General features: G+C 29.2%; 21 protein-coding genes, 4 tRNA genes and 1 other annotated feature. Of the genes, 16 read left to right on the top strand and 9 right to left on the bottom strand.

Features of this window, described 5'->3' with window-relative positions:
• The first annotated feature begins 97 nt into the window (after window positions 1-97).
• Window positions 98-312, top strand: a binding site (T-box leader).
• A 133-nt stretch (window positions 313-445) separates the two neighbouring features.
• From AC2A4K_RS13080 to AC2A4K_RS13070, 3 genes are all read left to right on the top strand, one after another.
• Window positions 446-3,088: a valine--tRNA ligase gene (locus tag AC2A4K_RS13080; RefSeq protein WP_322502929.1), complete on the top strand. Its 2,643-nt coding sequence runs from the start codon at window positions 446-448 to the stop codon at window positions 3,086-3,088.
• 488 nt (window positions 3,089-3,576) lie between these two features.
• On the top strand, window positions 3,577-4,899 hold the full coding sequence (locus AC2A4K_RS13075; RefSeq protein ID WP_322503253.1) for a bifunctional folylpolyglutamate synthase/dihydrofolate synthase: 1,323 nt from the start codon (window positions 3,577-3,579) through the stop codon (window positions 4,897-4,899).
• A gap of 112 nt (window positions 4,900-5,011) precedes the next feature.
• Window positions 5,012-6,586, top strand: coding sequence for a ClC family H(+)/Cl(-) exchange transporter (locus AC2A4K_RS13070; RefSeq protein ID WP_322502928.1), 1,575 nt, complete (start codon window positions 5,012-5,014; stop codon window positions 6,584-6,586).
• Window positions 6,587-6,723: 137 nt separating this feature from the next.
• On the opposite strand, the gene AC2A4K_RS13065 is transcribed toward AC2A4K_RS13070, so the two are convergent.
• On the bottom strand, window positions 6,724-7,218 hold the full coding sequence (locus tag AC2A4K_RS13065) for a cupin domain-containing protein (RefSeq protein ID WP_322502927.1): 495 nt from the start codon (window positions 7,216-7,218) through the stop codon (window positions 6,724-6,726).
• Window positions 7,219-7,343: 125 nt separating this feature from the next.
• Between AC2A4K_RS13065 and trhA the strand changes: the two genes are divergently transcribed.
• Window positions 7,344-7,985 carry a PAQR family membrane homeostasis protein TrhA gene (trhA, locus tag AC2A4K_RS13060; protein WP_322502926.1) on the top strand — a complete coding sequence of 214 codons (642 nt, stop codon included), beginning with the start codon at window positions 7,344-7,346 and terminating at the stop codon, window positions 7,983-7,985.
• A gap of 72 nt (window positions 7,986-8,057) precedes the next feature.
• On the opposite strand, the gene AC2A4K_RS13055 is transcribed toward trhA, so the two are convergent.
• From AC2A4K_RS13055 to AC2A4K_RS13045, 3 genes are all read right to left on the bottom strand, one after another.
• A complete protein-coding gene (locus AC2A4K_RS13055; protein WP_322502925.1) occupies window positions 8,058-9,458 on the bottom strand; it encodes an LCP family protein in 1,401 nt (466 codons plus the stop codon).
• Between the two features lie 170 nt (window positions 9,459-9,628).
• On the bottom strand, window positions 9,629-10,735 hold the full coding sequence (locus tag AC2A4K_RS13050) for an AI-2E family transporter (RefSeq protein WP_322502924.1): 1,107 nt from the start codon (window positions 10,733-10,735) through the stop codon (window positions 9,629-9,631).
• 65 nt (window positions 10,736-10,800) lie between these two features.
• Window positions 10,801-11,331: a DUF4364 family protein gene (locus AC2A4K_RS13045; RefSeq protein ID WP_322502923.1), complete on the bottom strand. Its 531-nt coding sequence runs from the start codon at window positions 11,329-11,331 to the stop codon at window positions 10,801-10,803.
• Window positions 11,332-11,438: 107 nt separating this feature from the next.
• Here AC2A4K_RS13045 and pdaB point away from each other — a divergent pair, with 107 nt between their 5' ends.
• Together pdaB and AC2A4K_RS13035 are read left to right on the top strand one after the other, a co-directional pair.
• Window positions 11,439-12,215: a polysaccharide deacetylase family sporulation protein PdaB gene (gene pdaB, locus AC2A4K_RS13040; protein ID WP_322502922.1), complete on the top strand. Its 777-nt coding sequence runs from the start codon at window positions 11,439-11,441 to the stop codon at window positions 12,213-12,215.
• A 116-nt stretch (window positions 12,216-12,331) separates the two neighbouring features.
• Window positions 12,332-12,988, top strand: a complete 657-nt coding sequence (locus AC2A4K_RS13035) for a single-stranded DNA-binding protein (protein ID WP_322502921.1) — start codon at window positions 12,332-12,334, stop codon at window positions 12,986-12,988.
• Window positions 12,989-13,029: 41 nt separating this feature from the next.
• Here the strand turns inward: AC2A4K_RS13035 and dapD are convergent, their stop codons facing one another.
• Window positions 13,030-13,740, bottom strand: a complete 711-nt coding sequence (gene dapD, locus AC2A4K_RS13030) for a 2,3,4,5-tetrahydropyridine-2,6-dicarboxylate N-acetyltransferase (protein WP_322502920.1) — start codon at window positions 13,738-13,740, stop codon at window positions 13,030-13,032.
• Between the two features lie 195 nt (window positions 13,741-13,935).
• Between dapD and AC2A4K_RS13025 the strand changes: the two genes are divergently transcribed.
• Together AC2A4K_RS13025 and AC2A4K_RS13020 are read left to right on the top strand one after the other, a co-directional pair.
• The gene (locus tag AC2A4K_RS13025) at window positions 13,936-14,472 is read left to right on the top strand and encodes a cob(I)yrinic acid a,c-diamide adenosyltransferase (protein ID WP_322502919.1); all 537 of its coding nucleotides are present in this window, start codon (window positions 13,936-13,938) and stop codon (window positions 14,470-14,472) included.
• On the top strand, window positions 14,472-15,614 hold the full coding sequence (locus AC2A4K_RS13020; RefSeq protein ID WP_322502918.1) for a pyridoxal phosphate-dependent aminotransferase: 1,143 nt from the start codon (window positions 14,472-14,474) through the stop codon (window positions 15,612-15,614). The genes AC2A4K_RS13025 and AC2A4K_RS13020 overlap by 1 nt, the downstream gene beginning before the upstream one ends.
• 129 nt (window positions 15,615-15,743) lie before the next feature.
• On the opposite strand, the gene dapB is transcribed toward AC2A4K_RS13020, so the two are convergent.
• From dapB to AC2A4K_RS13005, 3 genes are all read right to left on the bottom strand, one after another.
• Entirely contained in the window at window positions 15,744-16,508 is a 765-nt protein-coding gene (gene dapB / locus AC2A4K_RS13015; protein WP_322502917.1) for a 4-hydroxy-tetrahydrodipicolinate reductase, read from the bottom strand.
• 81 nt (window positions 16,509-16,589) lie between these two features.
• Window positions 16,590-17,465, bottom strand: a complete 876-nt coding sequence (dapA, locus tag AC2A4K_RS13010; RefSeq protein ID WP_322502916.1) for a 4-hydroxy-tetrahydrodipicolinate synthase — start codon at window positions 17,463-17,465, stop codon at window positions 16,590-16,592.
• Between the two features lie 21 nt (window positions 17,466-17,486).
• On the bottom strand, window positions 17,487-18,461 hold the full coding sequence (locus AC2A4K_RS13005; RefSeq protein ID WP_322502915.1) for an aspartate-semialdehyde dehydrogenase: 975 nt from the start codon (window positions 18,459-18,461) through the stop codon (window positions 17,487-17,489).
• Window positions 18,462-18,663: 202 nt separating this feature from the next.
• Between AC2A4K_RS13005 and AC2A4K_RS13000 the strand changes: the two genes are divergently transcribed.
• The 7 genes from AC2A4K_RS13000 to AC2A4K_RS12970 all read left to right on the top strand — a co-directional run bounded on the left by AC2A4K_RS13000 (window position 18,664) and on the right by AC2A4K_RS12970 (window position 21,077).
• Complete coding sequence (locus tag AC2A4K_RS13000; RefSeq protein WP_322502914.1) at window positions 18,664-18,936, top strand: alpha/beta-type small acid-soluble spore protein; 273 nt, start codon at window positions 18,664-18,666, stop codon at window positions 18,934-18,936.
• Window positions 18,937-18,987: 51 nt separating this feature from the next.
• The gene (locus AC2A4K_RS12995; RefSeq protein ID WP_322502913.1) at window positions 18,988-19,725 is read left to right on the top strand and encodes a class I SAM-dependent DNA methyltransferase; all 738 of its coding nucleotides are present in this window, start codon (window positions 18,988-18,990) and stop codon (window positions 19,723-19,725) included.
• Window positions 19,726-19,739: 14 nt separating this feature from the next.
• Window positions 19,740-20,693, top strand: a complete 954-nt coding sequence (gene hslO, locus AC2A4K_RS12990) for an Hsp33 family molecular chaperone HslO (protein ID WP_322502912.1) — start codon at window positions 19,740-19,742, stop codon at window positions 20,691-20,693.
• 74 nt (window positions 20,694-20,767) lie between these two features.
• Window positions 20,768-20,843, top strand: a tRNA-Phe gene (locus tag AC2A4K_RS12985).
• 5 nt (window positions 20,844-20,848) lie between these two features.
• Window positions 20,849-20,923, top strand: a tRNA-Gly gene (locus AC2A4K_RS12980).
• A 2-nt stretch (window positions 20,924-20,925) separates the two neighbouring features.
• A tRNA-Gly gene (locus AC2A4K_RS12975) sits at window positions 20,926-20,999 on the top strand.
• A gap of 3 nt (window positions 21,000-21,002) precedes the next feature.
• Window positions 21,003-21,077 (top strand) — tRNA-Cys (locus tag AC2A4K_RS12970).
• 40 nt (window positions 21,078-21,117) lie between these two features.
• Here AC2A4K_RS12970 and AC2A4K_RS12965 read toward each other — a convergent pair.
• The gene (locus tag AC2A4K_RS12965) at window positions 21,118-21,504 is read right to left on the bottom strand and encodes a hypothetical protein (RefSeq protein ID WP_322502911.1); all 387 of its coding nucleotides are present in this window, start codon (window positions 21,502-21,504) and stop codon (window positions 21,118-21,120) included.
• Between the two features lie 310 nt (window positions 21,505-21,814).
• Here AC2A4K_RS12965 and AC2A4K_RS12960 point away from each other — a divergent pair, with 310 nt between their 5' ends.
• Window positions 21,815-22,378: a hypothetical protein gene (locus AC2A4K_RS12960; RefSeq protein ID WP_322502910.1), complete on the top strand. Its 564-nt coding sequence runs from the start codon at window positions 21,815-21,817 to the stop codon at window positions 22,376-22,378.
• The last annotated feature ends 98 nt before the right edge of the window (window positions 22,379-22,476 follow it).

The raw sequence follows: 22,476 nt of genomic DNA, 5'->3' as shown, positions 1-22,476 counted from the left end.
GGATGAAAATATTATAAATTTTATATATATATTTGATTAGACTCCCTTGACATAGGTTAAAATAATGGTATAAGATATATTTATAATTTGAATAGTGATATAAACAGTGATAAAGAGGAGTAAAGGTAGGAAAAACTTTTAAGAGAGGAAATCCTTGGGTGTAAGATTTCTAAGTTTGATATCTTGAAGGTAGCTTTTGAGTTTCTTTGGTGAAATTATTAAAGTAATCAAAGACGGCAATTTCAGTCGTTAGTTTTTGAGAGCCCTTATTTTGAGGGAAAAAAGGTGGTACCGCGAGTTTTCGTCCTTTTATGGATGAGGGCTTTTTTTATTGCCCAAAATTACTTTTAAATTAAAAATAATCGCTAAAAGACATTTCAAGATAGTTTTTGGAGTGTTTTAAATAAATACATAACTGTGTTTGAATTTTAAGGAGGTTAGTCTAATGGATAATAAAAATATTTCTACAACGTATAATCCTAAAGAGTTTGAAGAAAGACTTTATAGCAATTGGCAAGAAAAGAAGTACTTTACTCCTGTAATAGATAAGAGTAAAAAACCTTACACTATAATCATGCCACCACCAAATATAACTGGTAAATTACACTTAGGTCATGCACTTGATAATACACTTCAAGATATGCTTATAAGATTTAAGAGAATGCAAGGATATTGCACTTTATGGTTACCAGGACAAGACCATGCTAGTATAGCAACTGAGGTTAAAGTTGAAAATGAACTTTTAAAAGAAGGTCTTTATAAGAAAGAAATGGGAAGAGACGCTTTCTTAGAAAAAGTTTGGGAATGGACAGATGAATACAGAGAAAGAATAAGAGAGCAGCTTAAGAAAATGGGGTGCTCAGCAGACTTTACAAGAGAAGCTTTCACAATGGATGAAAACTTAAGTAAGGCTGTAAGACACGTATTCGTTAAATTATATAAAGAAGATTTAATATATCAAGGAAATAGAATAACTAACTGGTGTCCTAAGTGTCAAACTGCTTTATCAGATGCTGAAATAGAGTATGAAGAAAAAGAAGGAAACTTCTGGCATATAAAATATCCAGTAGTTGGTTCAGATGAATTCTTAGAAATAGCTACTACAAGACCAGAAACTTTACTTGGAGATACTGCTGTTGCAGTTAATCCAAATGATGAGAGATATGCTCATTTAGTAGGTAAGATGTTAAAATTACCTTTAACTGATAGAGAAATCCCTGTAGTTGCTGATGACTATGTTGATGTAGAATTCGGAACAGGAGCAGTTAAAATAACTCCAGCCCATGATCCTAACGACTTCGAAGTTGGTAAGAGACATAACTTACCACAAATAAGAGTTATGGATGATAGTGGTGTAATTAATCACTTAGGTGGAAAATATAAAGGCTTAGACAGATATGAGGCTAGAAAACAAATGGTTGCTGACTTAGAAGAGTTAGGATTATTAGTTAAGATAAAACCTCATACTCATAATGTTGGTACTCATGATAGATGTGGTACAGTTGTTGAGCCAATCATATCAAAACAATGGTATGTAAAAATGCAATCATTAGCGGATCCTGCTATAGAAGTTGTTAGAAATAAAGGAACTAAATTCGTTCCAGAAAGATTCGAAAAAACTTACTTCAACTGGATGGAAAACATTCAAGATTGGTGTATTTCAAGACAATTATGGTGGGGACACAGAATACCAGTATTCTACTGTCAAGATTGTGGAGAAATTATGGTTGAGTTAGAAGATCCAACTAAGTGCTGTAACTGTGGATCAGAAAACATAGAACAAGATAAAGACGTTCTAGATACTTGGTTCAGTTCTGCTTTATGGCCTTTCTCAACTTTAGGATGGCCAGATAGAACTGATGATTTAGAGTTCTTCTATCCAACTTCAACATTAGTTACAGGATACGATATAATATTCTTCTGGGTTGCTAGAATGATATTCTCAGGTATTCATAACATGGGAGAAACTCCATTTGATACAGTATTAATTCACGGTATCATAAGAGATGCTCAAGGAAGAAAAATGAGTAAATCATTAGGAAATGGTGTTGACCCATTAGAAGTTATAGATGAATATGGAGCTGATGCTTTAAGATTCATGTTAGTAACAGGAAATGCTCCAGGAAATGATATAAGATACATTCCTGAAAGAGTTGAATCTGCAAGAAACTTTGCTAACAAGATATGGAATGCTTCAAGATTCGTTATGATGAACTTAGACAGAGAGCTTATGGATAAATACAAAGACTGCAAAGAATACAGCTTAGCAGATCAATGGATATTATCAAGAATGAACTCATTAATCAAAGAAGTTACAGAAAATATGGAAAAATACGAGTTAGGAATAGCTCTTCAAAAAGTACATGATTTCTTATGGACAGAGTTCTGTGATTACTATATAGAATTAGTTAAGCCAGTATTATATGGTAATGATGAAAAAGCTAAGGGAGTAGTATTTAATGTACTTTACACTGTATTAAATACAGGATTAAAATTATTACACCCAGTAATGCCTTTCATAACTGAGGAAATATATACTCACTTAAGTACTGAAACTGAGTCAATCACTATAGCAGAGTGGCCAACATATGATGAAGCTTTAAATAATGAAAAAGCTGAGAAGGATATGACATTCATAATGGAAGCTATAAGATCATTAAGAAACTTAAGAGCTGAAATGAACGTACCACCTTCAAGAAAAGCTAAGGTTATGGCTTATGCTTCAGAAGAGGCTAAAGATGCATTCATAAATGGTGGAGCTTACTTAGAAAAGCTTGCATCTGCATCAGAAGTTACTTTCTTAGATAACAAAGATAACTTAGATAATAACTTAGTATCAGTAGTTGTTAAAGGTGGAGAATTATTCTTACCATTACTTGATCTAGTTGATAGAGAAAAAGAATTAGAAAGATTAAACAAAGAGAAAACTAAACTTGAGGGAGAAATCTTAAGAGTTGAAAAGAAACTTTCTAATGAAAGATTCGTAAGCAAAGCACCTGAGGCTGTTGTTAATGAAGAAAAAGCAAAAGGTGTTAAATATAAAGAAATGTTAGAAGCTGTTCTAGAAAGAATAGACGCTTTAAAATAGTTTTTAGCAAGTTGTTTATTTTTTACTAGACTTCAAGAACTACTTAATTTCGTAAAGTATTGCTATTATCTATTCCAGAATAATAGCTAAGACTTCTAAACTTAAGTGAAAGTCCAAATTTTTAATTTGGTATCTTGAACTTATGCAATCGAACTTTTGTGAGATTGTATTCCTAAGAAAAACAGAAGAAGCCTCTTAACGCTATTATTCTTACATAGATAAAATGAGACTTAATTAATAGGAAGCGTTAGCTTACTATTAATTTTAGTCGAATTTATCTAGTAGCTTAGAAATACTTGATGAAAAGTATTTTGAATCTTAGTATTTCTGCTAATAGGAAATGAAATACTAATTACTCATTAAGATGTTCTTTCCGTTCTAGTTAAAAAATAAATATTAGCTAAAAATAGAGAGTGTGTTGATAATTAACTTTAATGGGTTAGTTTGATACACACTCTATTATTATATTTAGGAGGGCTATAGGTATGATGAATTATGATGAAGCTATGGAGTATATTGTTACTGCATCAAGATTTGGAATGAATTTAGGATTAGATAGAATAGAAAAAGTTCTAGAGTTTTTAGGAAATCCACATAAGGATACTAAGTTTATACATATTGGGGGAACAAATGGTAAGGGATCAACTACTGCTATGATAAGCTCAGTCTTAAAAGAAGCTGGGTTTAAGGTTGGAATGTACACATCTCCTTATTTAGAAGAGTTTGAAGAGAGAATACAAATTAATGGAGAAAATATAAAAAAAGATGATTTAGCTTTGTTTATGGAAGATGTTAAGGAAGCTATTGATAAGGTAGTAGATCTTGGATATGAAAGTCCAACTCAATTTGAAATAATAACAGCCTTAATGTTTTACTATTTTTCAAAGAAAAAAGTTGATTATGCTGTTTTAGAAGTTGGTTTAGGTGGTAGATTAGATGCAACTAATGTAGTTATACCAGAAATAGTTGTATTAACTTCAATAAGTTTAGATCACATGAATATTCTAGGTAATACCATAGAAGAAATAGCAGGAGAAAAATGTGGCATAATAAAGGCTGGTGTTCCAGTTGTATCCTATACACAGGAAGAGAAAGCATTAAAGGTAATCAAAAAAAAATGTAAAGAATTAAATTGTAATTTAGAAGTAATAGATATTGATGATATAAAAAATGTAACTATAGATAAACAAAAATATATTCAGAAAATTAAAGTTTCAATGGATGATGAAACTTTTGAAATAGAATTAGCTTTACTTGGAGATCATCAAGTAAAGAATTTCCTAGTAGCATTAAGAACTTTATTAAATTTAAGAAAAAATGGAGTTAATATAAGTGATGATGCTATTAAGAATGGAATGAGAAGAGTAAGATGGATTGGACGAATGGAAGTATTAAATGAGGGGCCTTTAGTTGTAATAGACGGAGCTCATAATATAGATGGAATAAAAAATTTAAGAAATAGTATAGATAAGTATTTTAATTTCAAGAACATAACGCTAATCTTAGGGGTTCTAGGAGATAAGCAAGTTGAAGATATGGTAGATGAAATAACAACAGAAGTTAACAAAGTTGTTGTTGTAGAGCCACATAGTGATAGAGCAGAGGATATTGATGACTTATATATGAAAATAAAAAGTCGTGGTAAGGAAGCCTTTAAATTTAAAGATTATAGAGAAGCTTATGAAAAAGCTTATAGTCTTACAGAAAAGGAAGATTTATTGTTAATTTGTGGTTCACTGTATATGGTTGGTGATATGAGAAAAGCCATAAGGAATAAGGAGAATACTTTCTTAAGAAGTATAAAGTACTAGACTTAAGTAGATAAAGTAGATTTAACTGGATAAATAGCATTTAATAAATTTGAATCTTTATTAACAAAAGGTATATAATTTATTCATAAAATGTTTATGGATGTGGTTAAATATGGATATAGATAAAGAGATAAAAGGTTTAAATAATTTAGAGTTTAAAATAATAATACAAGGAATAATTGTAGGTTTAATTGTTGGTATCATAATAATGATATACAAGATTATTATAGGTTTTGGTATGGATTGGTTTAATAAAGTATATTCATATACAAGAGATAATCCAAAATTTATGATACCTTTATTTTTAGTTCTTATATTATTGGCATATATAGTTGGTCTAATAGTTAAGAATAACCCAATGATAGGGGGAAGTGGTATTCCACAGGTTGAAGGAGAACTCAGCGGTAAAATAACTATTAATTGGATAAAGGTATTTAGAGATAAATTTATTGGAGGAATAATATGTATGGCATCTGGCCTTTCATTAGGTAAAGAAGGACCTTCTGTTCAAATTGGAGCCGCTATTGGAGAAGGCTTTGCTAACATATTTAAAAGAAGTGATTTTGAAAAAAGATTACTTATAACAGGGGGAGCAAGCTCTGGCCTTGCAGTAATATTTAATGCACCTTTATCAGGAGCTATATTTGCTCTTGAAGAGGTTCATAGAAGTTTTTCATTACCTGTAATGTTAGCAGCATTATCAGCTTCGCTTACTGGTGTTTTCATAGATAATTTTATTTTGGGAAACCAGTTTACCATACAAATTCCAACGGTAGATACATTGCCAATAAAATATTATTGGACTTTATTAATATTAGGTGTTATATTAGGCTTAACTGGATGTGTATTTAATAAAGGACTTTTAAAAACACAAGATTTTTATGAGAAAACTTTAAAATTTATACCAGTACAATTTAAACCAATAATTCCTTTTATTATGACTGGAATTTTAGCATTAACTATACCACAGGTAATTGATGGAGGAAACTCATTAATTGAAAATGTGATAAGTGGTGGAATAGCAATAAAATTATTAATATTAATTTTAGTAATAAAATTTATATTTACCTTCTTCAGTTATTCATCTGGAGTACCAGGAGGAATATTCTTCCCGTTATTAGCTTTAGGAGCTTTAGTTGGAGCAATATATGGGTTAGCTTTAAATAAGTATTTTGGAATAGATAGCTCTTTAATAACTAACTTTATAGTCTTAGCAATGGCTGCACAATTTGCATCTATAGTTAAAGCACCTATAACCGGATTAATGCTTATAACAGAAATGACAGGTACTCTTAAACATCTTTTACCTATAGCAATAACAGTTACAGTTGCATACTTAGTTTCTGATATGCTTAATAATAAACCTATATATGAAAGTTTATTAGAGAGATTATTAAGAAAAATGAATATAAAACTTAACGAAGGAGTAAAGAAAAAAGTAGTTTTTGATTTTGAAGTAAAAATAGGATCAGAATTAGAGGGAAAATATATAAAAGATGTAAAATGGCCTAAAGAGAGTCTAGTAATAACAATTTATAGAGAATCAAAAGAGATAATTCCAAATGGAGAAGTACAAATTCAAGCAGGAGATGTATTAGAAATAATTTTTAGTAAGTCAGATGAATCTCAATATTATGATGAACTTTCTAAAAAAGCTTCTTGTGATATGTGTTTAAAGAGTGACTAATACTAAATACATAAAGGAGCTGTATCAAAACTTTAAATAATAAAACTTATAAATAGTATGCAGATAATATATAGTAATTATCTGAAGATATTTATAAGTTTTATTTTAAATTACTTTTGATACAGCTCCTTATTCTTTTATCTAGTTAGTTTTTCTATTATTTCTTTATGTTTTGGATATTTCTTAAGTAAATCTTCTCTTTCAAATAATTCAAAGTCTTTAAAGTTAAAGCCAGGAGCGACCATACAGCCTACAAGAGAGAAGCCTTTTCTATTCATAGAAGAACCAAAGATATAGTCTTTAGGAACTAAAACTTGAGGAGATTCTCCCTTTTCTATGTTTAATCCTAGTTGCTTTTCTATAAGTTCTCCTTCTGGGCTTATCATGTAAATAGTTAAAGGCTCTCCTGCATGGAAATACCACATTTCATCAGATTTTAATCTATGAAAGTTAGAAACCTCACCAGTTCTTAAAAGAAAGTATATACTAGTCCAAAGATATCTTTCTTCGTTTATATGTAATGTATTTGGAGCAAGTTTACTATCAGAAACAAATGATTCCTTAAAATATCCACCTTCAGGATGAGAAGTCATGTCTAATGATTTTATAAAATAATCAGCTAAGTAACTCATTTTAATTCACCTTTCAAATAAATTTATAAATTATGGTTTAATAATAAATCATAAATGGTATAATTACAAATATAACTTTTAATAAGAAATATATGAAATAATATGATAAAGGGGGATTAAAAGCATTGAATGAAGAATTAGACTTTTATACTACCGGAGAAGAGATTGCTAATGCTATAACACATGGTATTGGAGCAGTATTAGCAGTTGCAGGAGCAGTTTTACTTATAGTTTTTTCATCCCTAAGTGGAGATATTTATAAGATAATAAGTTTCACTATATTTGGGATAACTTTAGTGCTATTGTATTTAGGATCTACTTTATATCATAGTATTCCTAATAAAAGGGCAAAGAGAGTTCTTAGGATAATAGATCATTCATCTATATATCTTTTAATAGCGGGAACATATACACCATATGTTTTAGTATGCTTAAGAGATAATAAAAAGGCAATGGCAATATTTATTATGATTTGGGTTATTACAATACTAGGTATAGCCTTTAAAACTTTCTTTATAAATAAGTTTGAAAAGCTGTCTACATTACTATATATATTTATGGGATGGGCTGTTTTGTTCGTTGTTAAGGATTTATGGAATGCAGTGCCACATATGGCTATATTATGGCTTGCTATAGGTGGATTATTTTATACGCTAGGATGTATATTCTTTGTTTTAGATAGAATGCCATACAATCATGCTATATGGCATTTGTTTGTAATAGGAGGAAGTGTAAGTCATTTCTTTTCTGTAATATTATATCTTTAAATTATAAAAAGAGAGCTATATAAAAACTTATGTTAATAAACTTAGTTTTTATACAGCTCTTTATTAATTAGATTAAGTATTATTTTCTGTATTTACATTATCAGAAGATTGGTTTTCCCCATTTGATAAATTATCTGAAGAATTATTATTATTTTCATTTCCACTTCCAGTAGTAGGTGGAGTAGCAGGTTTTTCCTGAGGAGTTTCCGGCTCTACTGGTATATTAGGCTTCTCAGGAGTAGTAGGTTTATTAGAACCATTATCTGTATTTGGTTTATTAGTAGGTTTTTCTACTTTATTACTGGAATTATTACTGGAATTTGAATTATTGTTGTTATTTGAACTAGATTTTTTGTTATTTTCAAAGTTACCATTTGTATTGCTATTAGGTATATACTCATAATCAGGGTGAGAAGTATCATCTTTTATATCATAGCTATTAAAACATTTGTCTATAATTGAATTAAAATTACTAGTATCAGGCTCATAATCTTTATTATCATTAAAGATAAATTCTTGAAGAGCCTTAGATGTTTCAACCGTATCTATAACAAATACCCAACCCTTATTATCAATTATTCCGCCTTTAGAAATACTATCTAGAGGAATTCTAAATTGTTCTATTTCAAAGTTACATTGCTTTCCTACATTTAAAGCTGTGAAACCATAATTCATAGCATCTCCCAAGGAAATATTAGTTTTTACATATGGGAATAACTCATTAAGTAAAGCAACAAGTTTAACAGGAGACATATCCTTAACTTTTTCTAAAGCAAGCTGGATAACAGCTCTTTGTCTTTCAGTTCTTTCATATTCTCCATCACCAACCTTACGTATTCTAGCGTAAGATAATGCTTGATATCCATTAAGGTTATATGTGCCAGGGGTGGGAAGTAAATCTTTTTCTGACCCACCGCCATCTATAATATATTTATTAAGTTCATCTAACTCATAATCTTTTATAGTAACTTCAATTCCACCTATAGCATCTATTACTTTAACAAAGCCACTAAAATCTACTATAACATAGTTATCTAACTTTATACCAAAGTTATTCTGAATAGTTTCAATAGTTTTAGTTGGACCACCATAAGCAAAGGCATGATTTAATTTTTCTTCACCATGACCATCTATTTCTACTAGCATATCTCTCATTAGAGAAGTTACTTTTAATTTTTTATGAATATTGTCTATTGTTAATATCATTATTGAATCAGACCTAGAGACATCTTCACCAGGTCTAGCATCGCTACTAAGTAAAAGAATATTGGTGATACCAGGAACCTCTGTAAATTTAATATCTTCATCTACAACATTAACTTTTGCAGGATCGTTTTTGGCCTCATAAGAGTGATTATAAAATCTAAAAACAAAAAAGCCTCCTACAGAAATTATTAAAGCTAGAATAGCTAATAAAGAAAAAAGAGTTATTTTCTGTTTATTACTAAAATTAAAGCGCTTTTTTTTATCCATAAGTACTTCCTTTCAATGATTATTTAAACGTTTTAATAATTGTCAAAACTTAATGTATTTAATAATAACATAATATTGGTAATTTAACATCATATTTAAAAAATTATTAACAATTAGTTAAATAATAAAGGGATATACAAAATGTATATCCCTTTTAATACAAGGTTCCTTTAAGAACTAAGGTCCTGTTTTTTGATTTCTAATCTATATTCAATAAATTTCTCAGTGTATATTTTGATTAATGCTATTATAGGAACGCTTAAGAACATTCCTAAAACACCAAATAGTCCGCCACCAACTGTAACTGCAAATATTATAAACAGTGGAGAAACTCCAACTTGATCTCCAAGTATTTTTGGTCCTAAATACCAACCATCAAATTGTTGAAGGATGAATATGAATAGAAGAACCCATATTGCTAGAGATGGTTGAACAATAAGTGTTAATAAAAATGCTGGAATCATTCCTATGAACGGTCCAAAATATGGAATCATATTTGTTAATCCAACTATGAATGCAATAAGTACTGCATATTGGCTTCCCATTAAGAATAATCCTATATAACAAAGAACTCCAATTATAAGAGAATCTATAATTTTACCTATTATAAATCTACTGAATACAGTATGAGCCTGACCCATAAAACTAATAAAAAGTCTTGATGATTTTTCAGAAGGCATAACAGCAATTATAATTTTTTTACAACCTGAAATTAAAGTTTCTTTATCCATCAACATGTAAATGGATATTATGAATCCGAAAACAAATTTTACAACGGATGAAGTTATCTTTAAAGTTTGAGTTAATACTCCTCCAAATATAGTAGATAATAATGCTGATGTTTTAGAAATAAATTCTGCAGCAGAAGTATTCAGATGAGTTAAATCTAATGGAATATTCATACTTGCTAAGCTGTTATTAATCCACTCTTCAGCAGAAGAAGCATATTCCGAAATATTACTAAATAATTCTGATACGCTATTGATTATTGTAGGAACAATAATAACGATCAATATGTAAACACAAATTATAACTAAAATATAACTTATTATTAATGAAAAAGCCCTCTTAAGTTTAAATTTTCTCTCTATTAACATCATAAGAGGATTTATTAAGTAGGCTACTCCAAAAGCCCAAAAAAATGGTGTTATAACTGATAAAAAAGGTTGAATCCCTTCACTAAATATGCCTCTAATATTAAAAATTAACATTATTAAAACTGTTGATATTAATATTAGTGGGAGCCAATTAAAGTGAAAATTATGTTTTTTAAACAATTGTAATTTCCCCCTAAAGTATATAAATTTTATATTGATTTTTGCTAATAATAATAGCAGGATTATTAATCTTCTATAAGAGCATGAATTATCTTATTGTATATATCAGAAGAATTGCTTTGCCATTTGCTACAAATAGCTTTAGCTTCAGTTTTGGAAGGAACACTTACATTTAAATCAATTATTATAGTATTATTTTCTATTGCTTTAAGATTTACTATGAAGGAACTATCTTCACCAACTGTATAATCAGCAGATATACTTAATTCTTTTTTTATTTTTTCAACATGCTTACGCACATAGCCATCTATAAGTTTTAGCTTATTTGGAGATATTCTATCCTTAAAGAAGAACAAGACCTTATCTCCTTTGGAAGTAAGTACTAAAATTTCTTTATTATTATCTTGAGTTTCATATTTTAAAAACTCAGAAGAAATTAATTCAGATACATATTGCTGTAACATGAAGTAATTTATAAAGCTATTTTCTAAGACTATATCTGTTAACTGAGTATTAGATATAGGGTATTTTATTGATTTTATTATATATAAAAGAAGTAATTTATTCTCGGCTAGTTCTAATGTGTTATCATACATTTATGTTTTCCTCCATAACTGTTTTGAAATAATAATCCTATTATACCATATATGTTTTAAGATAATAAAGTTATTTGATTAATATTAAAGATTAAGGAGTGAGTACCTTGAGATGTACTAATAAGTTTTTTATTGATAAAAGTTTTGGTATTAAGATTACTTTAATTGTTATTATTACCATATTTACCTTAACTATTAGTGTTTTTGCTAAAGGAAAGATACCTATTTATTCTGTAGAAAGAGATGATAAAAAAATAGCACTTACTTTTGATGTAAATTGGGCAGAAAAAGAACATATATATGAAATTTTAGATTTACTAGATGAAAATAATATAAAAGCTACATTTTTTGTAATGGGAAAGTGGATAATATATCCTGAGGGGAATAAAGAAAAGTTAATAGAGATAAATAAAAGAGGTCATGAAATAGGTAATCATAGTTATTCCCATCCAGATTTCAAGAATATAGGAAAAGAGAGAATTATTGAAGAGGTCAAAAAGACTGAAGATATTATAAAAAATGAAATAGGAATAAAAACTAATTTGTTTAGATTTCCTAGTGGTTCGTATAGAGGGGAAAATTTACAGTTTATTGAGGATTTGGGGTATAAAAGCATACAATGGGATGTTGACAGTGTAGATTGGAAAGGAGAAAGTAAGGAAAAAGAATTTAAAAGGGTAATGAATAATGTGAAAAGTGGTTCCATACTTTTATATCATAATGATGGTAAATATACTGTAGACAACTTAAAGGAAATTATACCTAAATTAAAGGCGGATGGATATGAGTTTGTAAAGGTAAGCGAAATAATATATGAAAATAGTTACGAAATAGATGACAATGGAAAACAATTGTTAATTAAACAGAAACAAAATAATAGTTGAAATCGTTGAACAAAATGTATTATAATGGAAATAGTTATTAGATATACAGATAAATATAAAAAAACATATTAAACTTATATGATTAAACACTAATGGGGAGAGGGGTTTAGGTTAAAATGGATAATTTAATGTTAAACAACAAAATTTATTTAGAAGGGACTGTAGTATCAGAACTAGAGTTCAGTCATGAAATGTATGGAGAGGGGTTCTATACATTTAATTTAGAGGTTATGAGGTTAAGCGATTCAAAGGACTTATTAAATATTACTGTATCAGAGAGATTAATAACAACAATGGATCTAAAAGTAGGGACAGATGTAATTGTTGAAGGACAATTAAGAAGTTACAACAAATTTATAGATGGAAATAATAAGCTTATCTTAACAGTTTTCGCAAGAAATATAGAATACTGCGATGAAAGAAGCAAGAATCCTAATGAAATTTTCTTAGATGGATTCATCTGTAAAGAACCAATTTATAGAACAACTCCATTTGGAAGAGAAATTGCTGATTTATTATTAGCTGTAAATAGATCTTATAACAAGTCAGACTATATACCAACTATAGCATGGGGAAGAAACTCAAGATTCTGTAAAACATTAGACGTAGGGGATAACATAAGAATCTGGGGAAGACTTCAAAGTAGAGAATATCAAAAGAAAATATCTGAAACAGAAGTTATTAAGAAAATAGCATATGAAGTTTCAATTTCTAAAATGGAAAAAGTAAGTGATGAAATAGAACAAACTGATTCTGGTGAAGAAATATCTTAATAAAAATGCCATGAGAAAAAATTCTCATGGCTATTTTTTTATTATTTTCTTAAATCATCTAAGATTTCGGTCTTATCTTTAGTCTTTTCATCAACAGACTTAATTACTTTGGCAGGAGTTCCAGCTACAACAACACCAGCAGGTACGTCTTCAACAACAACTGAACCAGCTGCAACAACTGCCCCTTTTCCTATTTTAACGCCTTCAAGGATAACAGCATTAGCTCCTACTAAAACGTCATCTTCTATTATACATGGAGTTTTGCTAGGTGGTTCTAAAACACCAGCCACAACAGCACCAGCACCTAAGTGAACTCTTTTTCCAAGTTTTCCTCTAGCACCAATAACAGCATTCATATCTACCATTGTGCTTTCACCGATTTCGGCACCTATGTTTATAACAGCACCCATCATTATAACAGCGTTATCTCCGATTGACACTTTATCTCTTATTATTGCGCCAGGTTCTATTCTAGCGTTTATGTTTAAAAGATCTAACATTGGAATAGCAGAGTTTCTTCTATCATTTTCAAGTCTAAAGCTTTCAATTCTTTCTTTGTTTTCAGTTAATAAAGTAGCAACCTCATCGCTTTCACCAAATAATACATAGAAACCATTATTTCCATAACATTCTATTGAGCCTAAGTCTATACCTTCTAAGTTACCTTTAAGATAAACTTTAACAGGAGTTGATTTTTTTACTTCCTTTATGAATCTAGCAATTTCATATGGATCTGTAAAGTTATAACTCATATCAAATTACATCCTTTCTTTTATAATGCATTTTAGTCTTATATATTTATTAAAATATAACACATAATATAAATTATTATAAACAAAAATGATTATCAATAAAAGAGAAAAAAAGAAAAATTCTATTATTTAATAAATAGATTGTGTAAATAAATGAAATATATTATAAAATATAATTTAAAGGAGTGATAAAATATGGCGAGACTTAAAGAAGGATATGTTCAGGTATACACTGGAAATGGAAAAGGAAAAACAACAGCGGCAATGGGATTAGCTTTTAGAGCTGCTGGTGATGATATGAAGGTAAAAGTTGTTCAATTTCTTAAATCATGGAAAACTGGAGAGTTAGAGGCTGCTAAGAAATTTGAAAATTTAGAGATATTAAGATTTGAAAAAGTTAAGGGTTTTACTTGGGAACTTGATGAAGAGCAATTAGCTCAATTGAAGTCAGAGGTTAGAGTAGGCTTTGATTTTGTTAAGAAACTAATTGAAAATAGAGAATGTGATATATTAATTTTAGATGAGATAATGGCTGCAATTTCCGCAGGTTTCATAGGAGAAGATGAAATTGTAGATTTAATAGAGAAAAAGCCTAAAGATATGGAATTAATACTTACAGGTAGAAATGTGCCAGAAAAAATTATGGATAAGGCTGATTTAATTACAGAGATGAGAGAAATTAAACATTATTATAAAAAGGGAGTTCCAGCAAGAGAGGGGATAGAATTTTAATGAATAAAAATGTTATTGGGGTAGAAATATCAGGGATAAGAAAATTTTATAATGAGGTAGTAAAATTCCCAGAGGCTATATCATTAACTTTAGGTCAACCAGATTTTCAAGTTCCAGAAAAGGTTAAAGAAGCAATGATAAGGGCTATTGAGGAAGGAAAAACCACTTATACTGCTAATGCAGGTATAGTTGAATTAAGAGATGAAATATCGAATTTATTAAAAAATACTTTTGATATTGATTTTAATAAGGATGAAATTATAATAACTGTTGGTGGAAGTGAAGGATTATATGCTGCTATGACTGCAGTCTTAAATCCAGGAGAGAAAGTTCTAGTTCCATCAATTGCATATCCAGCCTATGAAAGTATAAGTAAAATAATAGGTTGTGAGGTTGTGAATTATGAATTAAATGAAGATTTTTCAGTTAATATAGAGAGCTTAAAGGAAGGTATAAAAAAAGGAGGAAGACTATTAATTCTTTCTTATCCATGTAATCCAACTGGGGCATTACTTACTAAAGAGAGTAGAGACGAACTTATAAAGATTATAAAAGAAAATGATATTTTAGTATTAACTGATGAGATTTACTCATCTCTATGTTTTGAAGAAGAGTATTATTCAGTGGCTCAATGTAAAGACATAAAAGATAAATTAATATATGTAAATGGATTTTCAAAGATGTTTTCAATGACAGGACTTAGAATTGGGTATGTAGCTAGTGTTAAGGAAATATATAATCAAATTATAAAGGTTCATCAATATAATGTTTCATGTGCAACTTCTATAGCTCAATGGGGAGCCTTAGAAGGGATAAAAAGCTGTATGAATAATGTTGAAAAAATGAAGGAATCTTTTAAAGAAAGAATGAATTTCACTTATAAAAGATTAGTAGATATGGGATTAGATGTAGAAAAGCCTAAGGGAGCTTTTTATATTTATCCTAATGTAAGCAAGTTTGGATTAACATCAGAGGAGTTTTGTCAAAGACTTCTTAAAGAAGGTGGAGTTGCTTGCGTGCCAGGAGACGCCTTTGGAAAAGGTGGCGAAGGGTACATTAGAATATCATATTGTTATAGTAAAAATGAGCTTGAAAGAGCTTTAGATAAATTAGAGGCTTTTATAAACACTCTTAAAAAATAGTTAAAAACAAAATAAGTTGTATCAAAGTTAATTTAAAATAAAACTTATAAATAGTATGAAGAGAAATCTAGTAATTCTCGGAATATATTTATAAGTTTTATTATTTAAAGCTTTGATACAACCTTTTTATTAGAAGTTTAATTGAAGGACATCGTCCATTGAATATTTTCCAGCTTTAGTTTTATCGGCCATGTATTCACATGCTTTTAAAGCACCTATAGCGAAAACATCTCTTGAAATAGCTTTGTGATTTATTTCTATAACTTCACCATCTCCAGCAAAGATAACTTCATGATCACCTATTATTCCGCCACCTCTTACTGTATTGACACATATTTCATTTTTTTCTCTTTTAGCCATTCCTTCTCTTCCGTAGATCAGGTTTGTTTCTTCATTAAGAGAATCTTGAATAGTATGAGCTAATAAAAGAGCAGTTCCACTTGGAGCATCAACTTTTTGATTGTGGTGTCTTTCTACAAGTTCAATGTCAAAGTTTTCATAAAGAACAGGGGCAACTTTCTTTAATAAATTATTTATTAAATTAACACCTATGCTCATATTAGCAGATCTAAATAGAGGAATTTCTTTTGAAGACTCTTCTATGAAATTTAAATCTTCAGGAGTATATCCTGTTGAACATAGTATAAGTGGCTTCTTAGTTTTCTTCGAAAACGCTATTAAGCTTTTTAAAGCATCTGCTCTTGAAAAATCTAGTAATACATCATATTCAACATTACAATCCTCTGGTTTTGCAAAAATTGGATATGGTCTTTGAGCTTGAGTATTATTATCTATACCAGCAACTATTTCAACATTAGGGAATTTTGTTTCAGCTAAGTTTGAAATTACGCTACCCATTTTTCCAGAACAACCATTTAATATAACTTTAACCATAATTGGTACCTCCGATATTCATTTTTAAATAAGCATAATCACCTGTAACTTTGTAGGTGATTATGCTTATTATATAATAGATTATTTTATTAAACCATTAACTTCTAAATTTTCTTCTAATATTTTTAGGTTAGAATCTTCCATTTCGCATAAAGGTAATCTTAAAGGTCCACAGTTAAAGCCCATTAAATTCATAGCTGTTTTAACTGGGATTGGGTTAGTTTCTATGAATAAAGAGTTTACTAATGAAAGATATTTAAGTTGAAGATTACGAGACTCAATTACTTCTCCTAAGAAATATTTTTCACATATATTGTGAGTTTCTTCCGGAAGAACATTAGCTAAAACTGAAACTACACCAGCTCCACCTAGTGAAAGGATTGGAACTATTTGGTCATCATTACCTGAATAGATAGAAATTCTATCACCACATAATTCAGCCATTTTAGCTACTTGTGAAAGATCACCACTAGCTTCTTTTATAGCAACAACATTATCTAAGTCAGCAAGCTTATCAAGCATTAATGGAGTTATATTCATTCCTGTTCTTCCTGGAACATTATAAAGCATAATAGGTATATTTATTGCATCATTTACTGCTTGGAAATGAGCAAATAATCCTTTTTGAGAAGTTTTATTATAGTATGGTGTTATTATTAATACCATATCAGCGCCAACTTTTTCAGCGTATTGACTTAGTTCTATTGAAGCTTTAGTATTATTTGTACCAGTTCCAGCTATTACAGGAACTCTTTTGTTTACAACTTCAACAGAGAATTTTATAACTTCTTTTTTCTCTTCTAAAGTCATAGTAGAACCTTCACCTGTTGTTCCACAAACTAATATTGCATCAGTATGATTTTTTATGTGCCATTCTAATAAATTTCTTAGCTCTTCATAATTAACCCCGTCTTCAGTGAATGGAGTTATTAAAGCTACACAAGAACCTTTAAACATAATATTACCTCCAAAATAAATTTATTTTTCTATTAGTATTTCAGCAATTTGAATTGCATTAAGAGCAGCACCTTTTCTTATATTATCAGCCACAACCCAAAGGTTAAGACCGTTATCTAAGCTAAAGTCACGTCTTATTCTTCCAACAAATACTTCATCTCTTCCACTAAGTTCAAGTGGAGTAGGGTATTTTAAGTTTGCTACATCATCATGAACTATTAATCCTTTTGAAGAGTTAAATAAATCAATTATATTTTCAACTTCAAATTCAGAATTAAGTTCTACGTTTATACTTTCACTATGAGAGTTTAAAACAGGTACTCTAGCTGTTGTAGCTGTTATTCTTAGGCTATCATCATGAAGTATTTTTTTTGTTTCTTCAATCATTTTAATTTCTTCTTTGGTATATCCGTTATCTAAGAATACATCTATATGAGGAATTATATTACCTAATATAGGATATGAGAATTTTTCAGTTGTTCCTTCTTGTAAATCTAATATACCTTGAAGGCCAGCTCCTGAAACTGCTTGATAAGTTGAGTAAACTATTCTTTTAATTCCATATTTATCATGTAGTGGTTTTAAAGCTACTACAGCTTGAATTGTAGAACAGTTTGGGTTTGCAATAATTCCTTTATGCCATTTAACATCCTCTGGGTTAACTTCTGGAACTACTAAAGGAACATCCTTATTCATTCTCCAAGCACTACTATTATCTATAACTACTGCTCCGTGTTTAGAGAAAATAGGAGCGAATTCTAAACTTACACTTCCACCAGCTGAGAATAATGCAAAATCTATTTTTTTATTTTCAATATTAGCCTCACATAATTCTTCAACTACTAAGTCTTCACCTTTAAATTTTAAAGTCTTTCCTGCTGATCTCTTTGATGCAAATAAATATAATTCTTTAACTGGGAAATCTCTTTCTGCCAGGATTTCAAGGAATTTTCTTCCTACATTTCCTGTTGCCCCAACTACTGCTACGTTATACACGTTATCCCTCCTAAAATTAATCTTAATATATTGTATTTCTATATATTAAATATAGTTCAAGAACAAACACTTTATCAAGTTTATTTTAAGATTAATTTGAAGGATTTAAGTAAGTTAACTTTCATATTTAACAAAATATGAATATTTAAGCTTATAGGGGTAAATAATAGTTTTAAAAATAAATTTAAGGTAGGGGAAGAAAATGAGTAATACACCATTAAAAAAAATAATAAAAGGAAAATTAAAATCCAATAAAGAGTTAAGTCCTGCAGAACAGCTAAGAGAAAAAATGAAATATGAAATAGCTGGAGAATTAGGCTTAAGCGATAAGGTAGATAAACTTGGATGGGGAGGATTAACCGCAGAGGAAACAGGAAGAATCGGTGGATTAATGACTAAGAGGAAAAAAGAGTTAAAATTGCCTAGTAATGATGAAATATTAGGTAGAAAGAAACCTTCCGTTGACGAAAAGTAAAAAAAGTATATAATCTTTAGGTAGAATAATACATGGGGGATTTAAATTATTATGAAGAGTTATAAAATGATGGCAAAAGTTTATGATGAACTTATATATGAAGATGTAAACTATGAGAACATAGCAGAATATGCTTTATCAAAGTGTGATAAATATGGTGTTAACAAGGAAATGTATTTAGATTTAGCTTGTGGAACTGGAAATGTTGGTGTTCATGTAGGAAAATCCTTCAAAGAAAATTATTTTGTTGATCTATCTCAAGATATGCTTATAGAAGCTGATAAGAAGCTTAGAGAAAATAGGGTTAGAGGTAAAATAGTATGTCAAGACATGTGTGAATTAGAACTAAATAGAAAGTTTGATTTAATAACATGTGTTTTAGATTCAACAAATTATATTTTAGATGATGAAAGTGTGGAAAATTATTTAAGAGGAGTATATAATCATTTACAAGAGGATGGTTTATTTGTATTTGATATAAATTCATACTATAAGATATCAGAAGTTTTAGGCAATAATGTCTACACATATGATAGTGAAGAATTATTTTATGCTTGGGAAAATATCTTTGAAGATGAAATAGTAGAAATGAACTTAAATTTCTTCATAAAAGATGGAGATACATATGAAAGATTTACAGAGGTTCATGAAGAAAGAGCTTATAAGGAAAGTGAAATAGAAAACATTCTTAAGGTAATAGGCTTTAAAATAGAAGAAAAGCATAATGGTTATACAGAAGAAAAAGTAACACCAGATACTGAAAGAATAGTTTATATAGTAAAAAAATAACGGAGGGATTAAATATGAGTGATAAATTAATAAGAGCCATAGCTAAAGATGGTATGATAAGAATATTTGCAGTAGAAACTACAGAGTTAGTTGATGAAGCATCAAAAATACATGATTGTACACCAACAGCAGCTGCTGCTTTAGGAAGAATGCTAACAGCTGGTACTATGATGGGTGCAATGTTAAAATCTAATAAAGAAGTTGTAACACTACAAATAAACGGTGGTGGAATGGCTAAGGGAATAACTGTTACTGCTTACTCAGATTGTAGTGTTAAAGGATATATAGGAAATCCACATGTTGATTTACCTTTAAACACAGAGAATGGAAAATTAAATGTTGGAGAAGCTATTGGTAAAAATGGTGGATTAACAGTAATAAAAGATTTAGGATTGAAAGATCCATACGTAGGACAAGTTCCAATATATAGTGGTGAAATAGCTGAAGATTTAGCATATTATTTCACAGCTTCAGAACAAATACCTTCAGCCGTTGCTTTAGGAGTGTTAGTAGATAGAGATCATTCAATAAAAAAAGCTGGTGGATTCATAATTCAATTATTACCAGGTGCAGATGAACTTTTAGGAGATTTATTAACATATAGATTAGATGAAATACCTTCATTAACTACAATGTTATCAGAAGGAAAAACTATAGAAGAGGTTATAGAGTTCATTTTTGATGGAATGGATTTAAAAATCTTAGAAGAAGAAACTCCAAAATATAAATGTGATTGCTCAAGAGAAAAGGTAGAAAGAGCATTATTAAGCATAGGATATAAGGATTTAAAAGAACTTTATGATGAGGGTAAAGAAGAAGAATTAAAATGTCACTTCTGTAATAAATCATATAAGTTTACAAAAGAAGATATAGGTAAGTTATTAGAAGAAAAAGAAAATGCTATTGCTGATGAAGTTTCAGAAGAAATGAAAAAGGCAGAGGAAAAGGAAAAAGAAGAGAATAAATAAAATTTAAAAAAATAGTTGACAAATTTTATTTAAGTTAATATAATAATAAATGTCTTGAAGAGCTCAAGACATTTGGCTCGATAGCTCAGTCGGTAGAGCAGAGGACTGAAAATCCTCGTGTCGCTGGTTCGATTCCTGCTCGAGCCACCATTATTGCGGGAGTGACTCAATGGTAGAGTGTCACCTTGCCAAGGTGAAAGTTGCGAGTTCGAGTCTCGTCTTCCGCTCCAATGCGGGTGTAGTTCAATGGTAGAACACCAGCCTTCCAAGCTGGATACCCGGGTTCGATTCCCGGTACCCGCTCCATATGGCGCTATAGCCAAGTGGTAAGGCAGAGGTCTGCAAAACCTTTATTCCCCGGTTCAAATCCGGGTGGCGCCTCCAAAAAAACATCTATAAGATTACTTATAGATGTTTTTCTTTTTTAGATCAAAGATTTTATTAACTTTTCACCAAAATTAGAGAAGTTAGTTTCTTTAAATACCTTTCTTAATGTAAGATCACAAATAATTTCATTATCTACAAAATCTATAAAAGAGTCTTTTAAGAAAAGCTTTATTACTTGAGTATCTCGATATTTAAACCAAGTTAAAACGGCAACAACATCTTTATCTACCGGTTTTTCAGAGGTTTTAAAAGAATCTCCTTCTTGAAATACTATTAAATCTTTATGAGATACTGAGTAAAATTCATTTGAAGGACAAGTGTATTGAATTAATTTTACATTATCAATAGCTATTAGCAAATCTAAATTCTTTTTTTCTCCTAAATCGTTTGTAACTTTTTTTTGAAGTTTCATAACTTTCTTCATAAAAATATCCCCCTACAATAAAATGATGAATTTGGGTAAAGGTTTACAAAAACGTAGTAAATTATCAATAAAGTGAAGTTACAAGCATATAATATATTAGATTGTAACTCACAATATAATATGTTTTATAATGTTAGAAAATTACATCAATGTTTATATAAAAATACACTTAATAATAAGATAATATTTATTGTATTTAAATTTTAGAAGAATCTATTTATTGATACTGATTAAAAAGTAAGTCACATAAGTTATTAATTAAAATTTTAGTAGCTATAATATAAAAATGAACTTGTTAGGGGGAATAAAAATGTCTTTGGTTATTATAATTATCTTAGGTTTATTTTTAACTTATTTAATTGTAAAAGATGCAAATGAAAACAGGAAGATTAAGAAAAACATAAATAAAGGATGGAAAGCCACACCCTATATAAACTTAAGAATAAGTTGCTTTGAAAATCGAATTGATTTAGAAAAAATGCGTTTAAAAGAATTGATAAAAAACACTATAATTTTAATGGATAAAAATGCAAAGATTATAGATAACAATAACGATGGATTTTATATAAAGAGTAAAAATGAATTAATATATTTACAATTTCTATGTTTAGAATTTCTATCTATAGAAGAAAAGCCAAAAGAAATTAAAGCATATGCTTCTTTAAAAAATAATGAAATAATAAATTTAAACACTTATAACATTATAAAAAGAATACTTGGAAAGCATATATGGTCTTGGGAAGAAGAAATTATAGACTCATTAGTGAGTAAGTTTTATTTGAAATTTTCTAGTGGATATATTGTTATGAGGGTTAGCAAAGAAGATGAAATGATTTTTATTGAAGATAAGAAAAATGATTTTCTTAAAAGATGAATTATCTTAATAAAAGAATATATAGTATTTTTTAGGATAAATGTAAGGGGAACTTTATATTTATCCTTTTTATGTGTAAAATTAATATATATTATTTA

This window comes from Clostridium sp. LIBA-8841 (assembly GCF_057782475.1).
The sequence above is the reverse complement of the archived record's forward strand: the minus strand, read 5'-3'. Positions and strand labels throughout refer to the sequence as shown.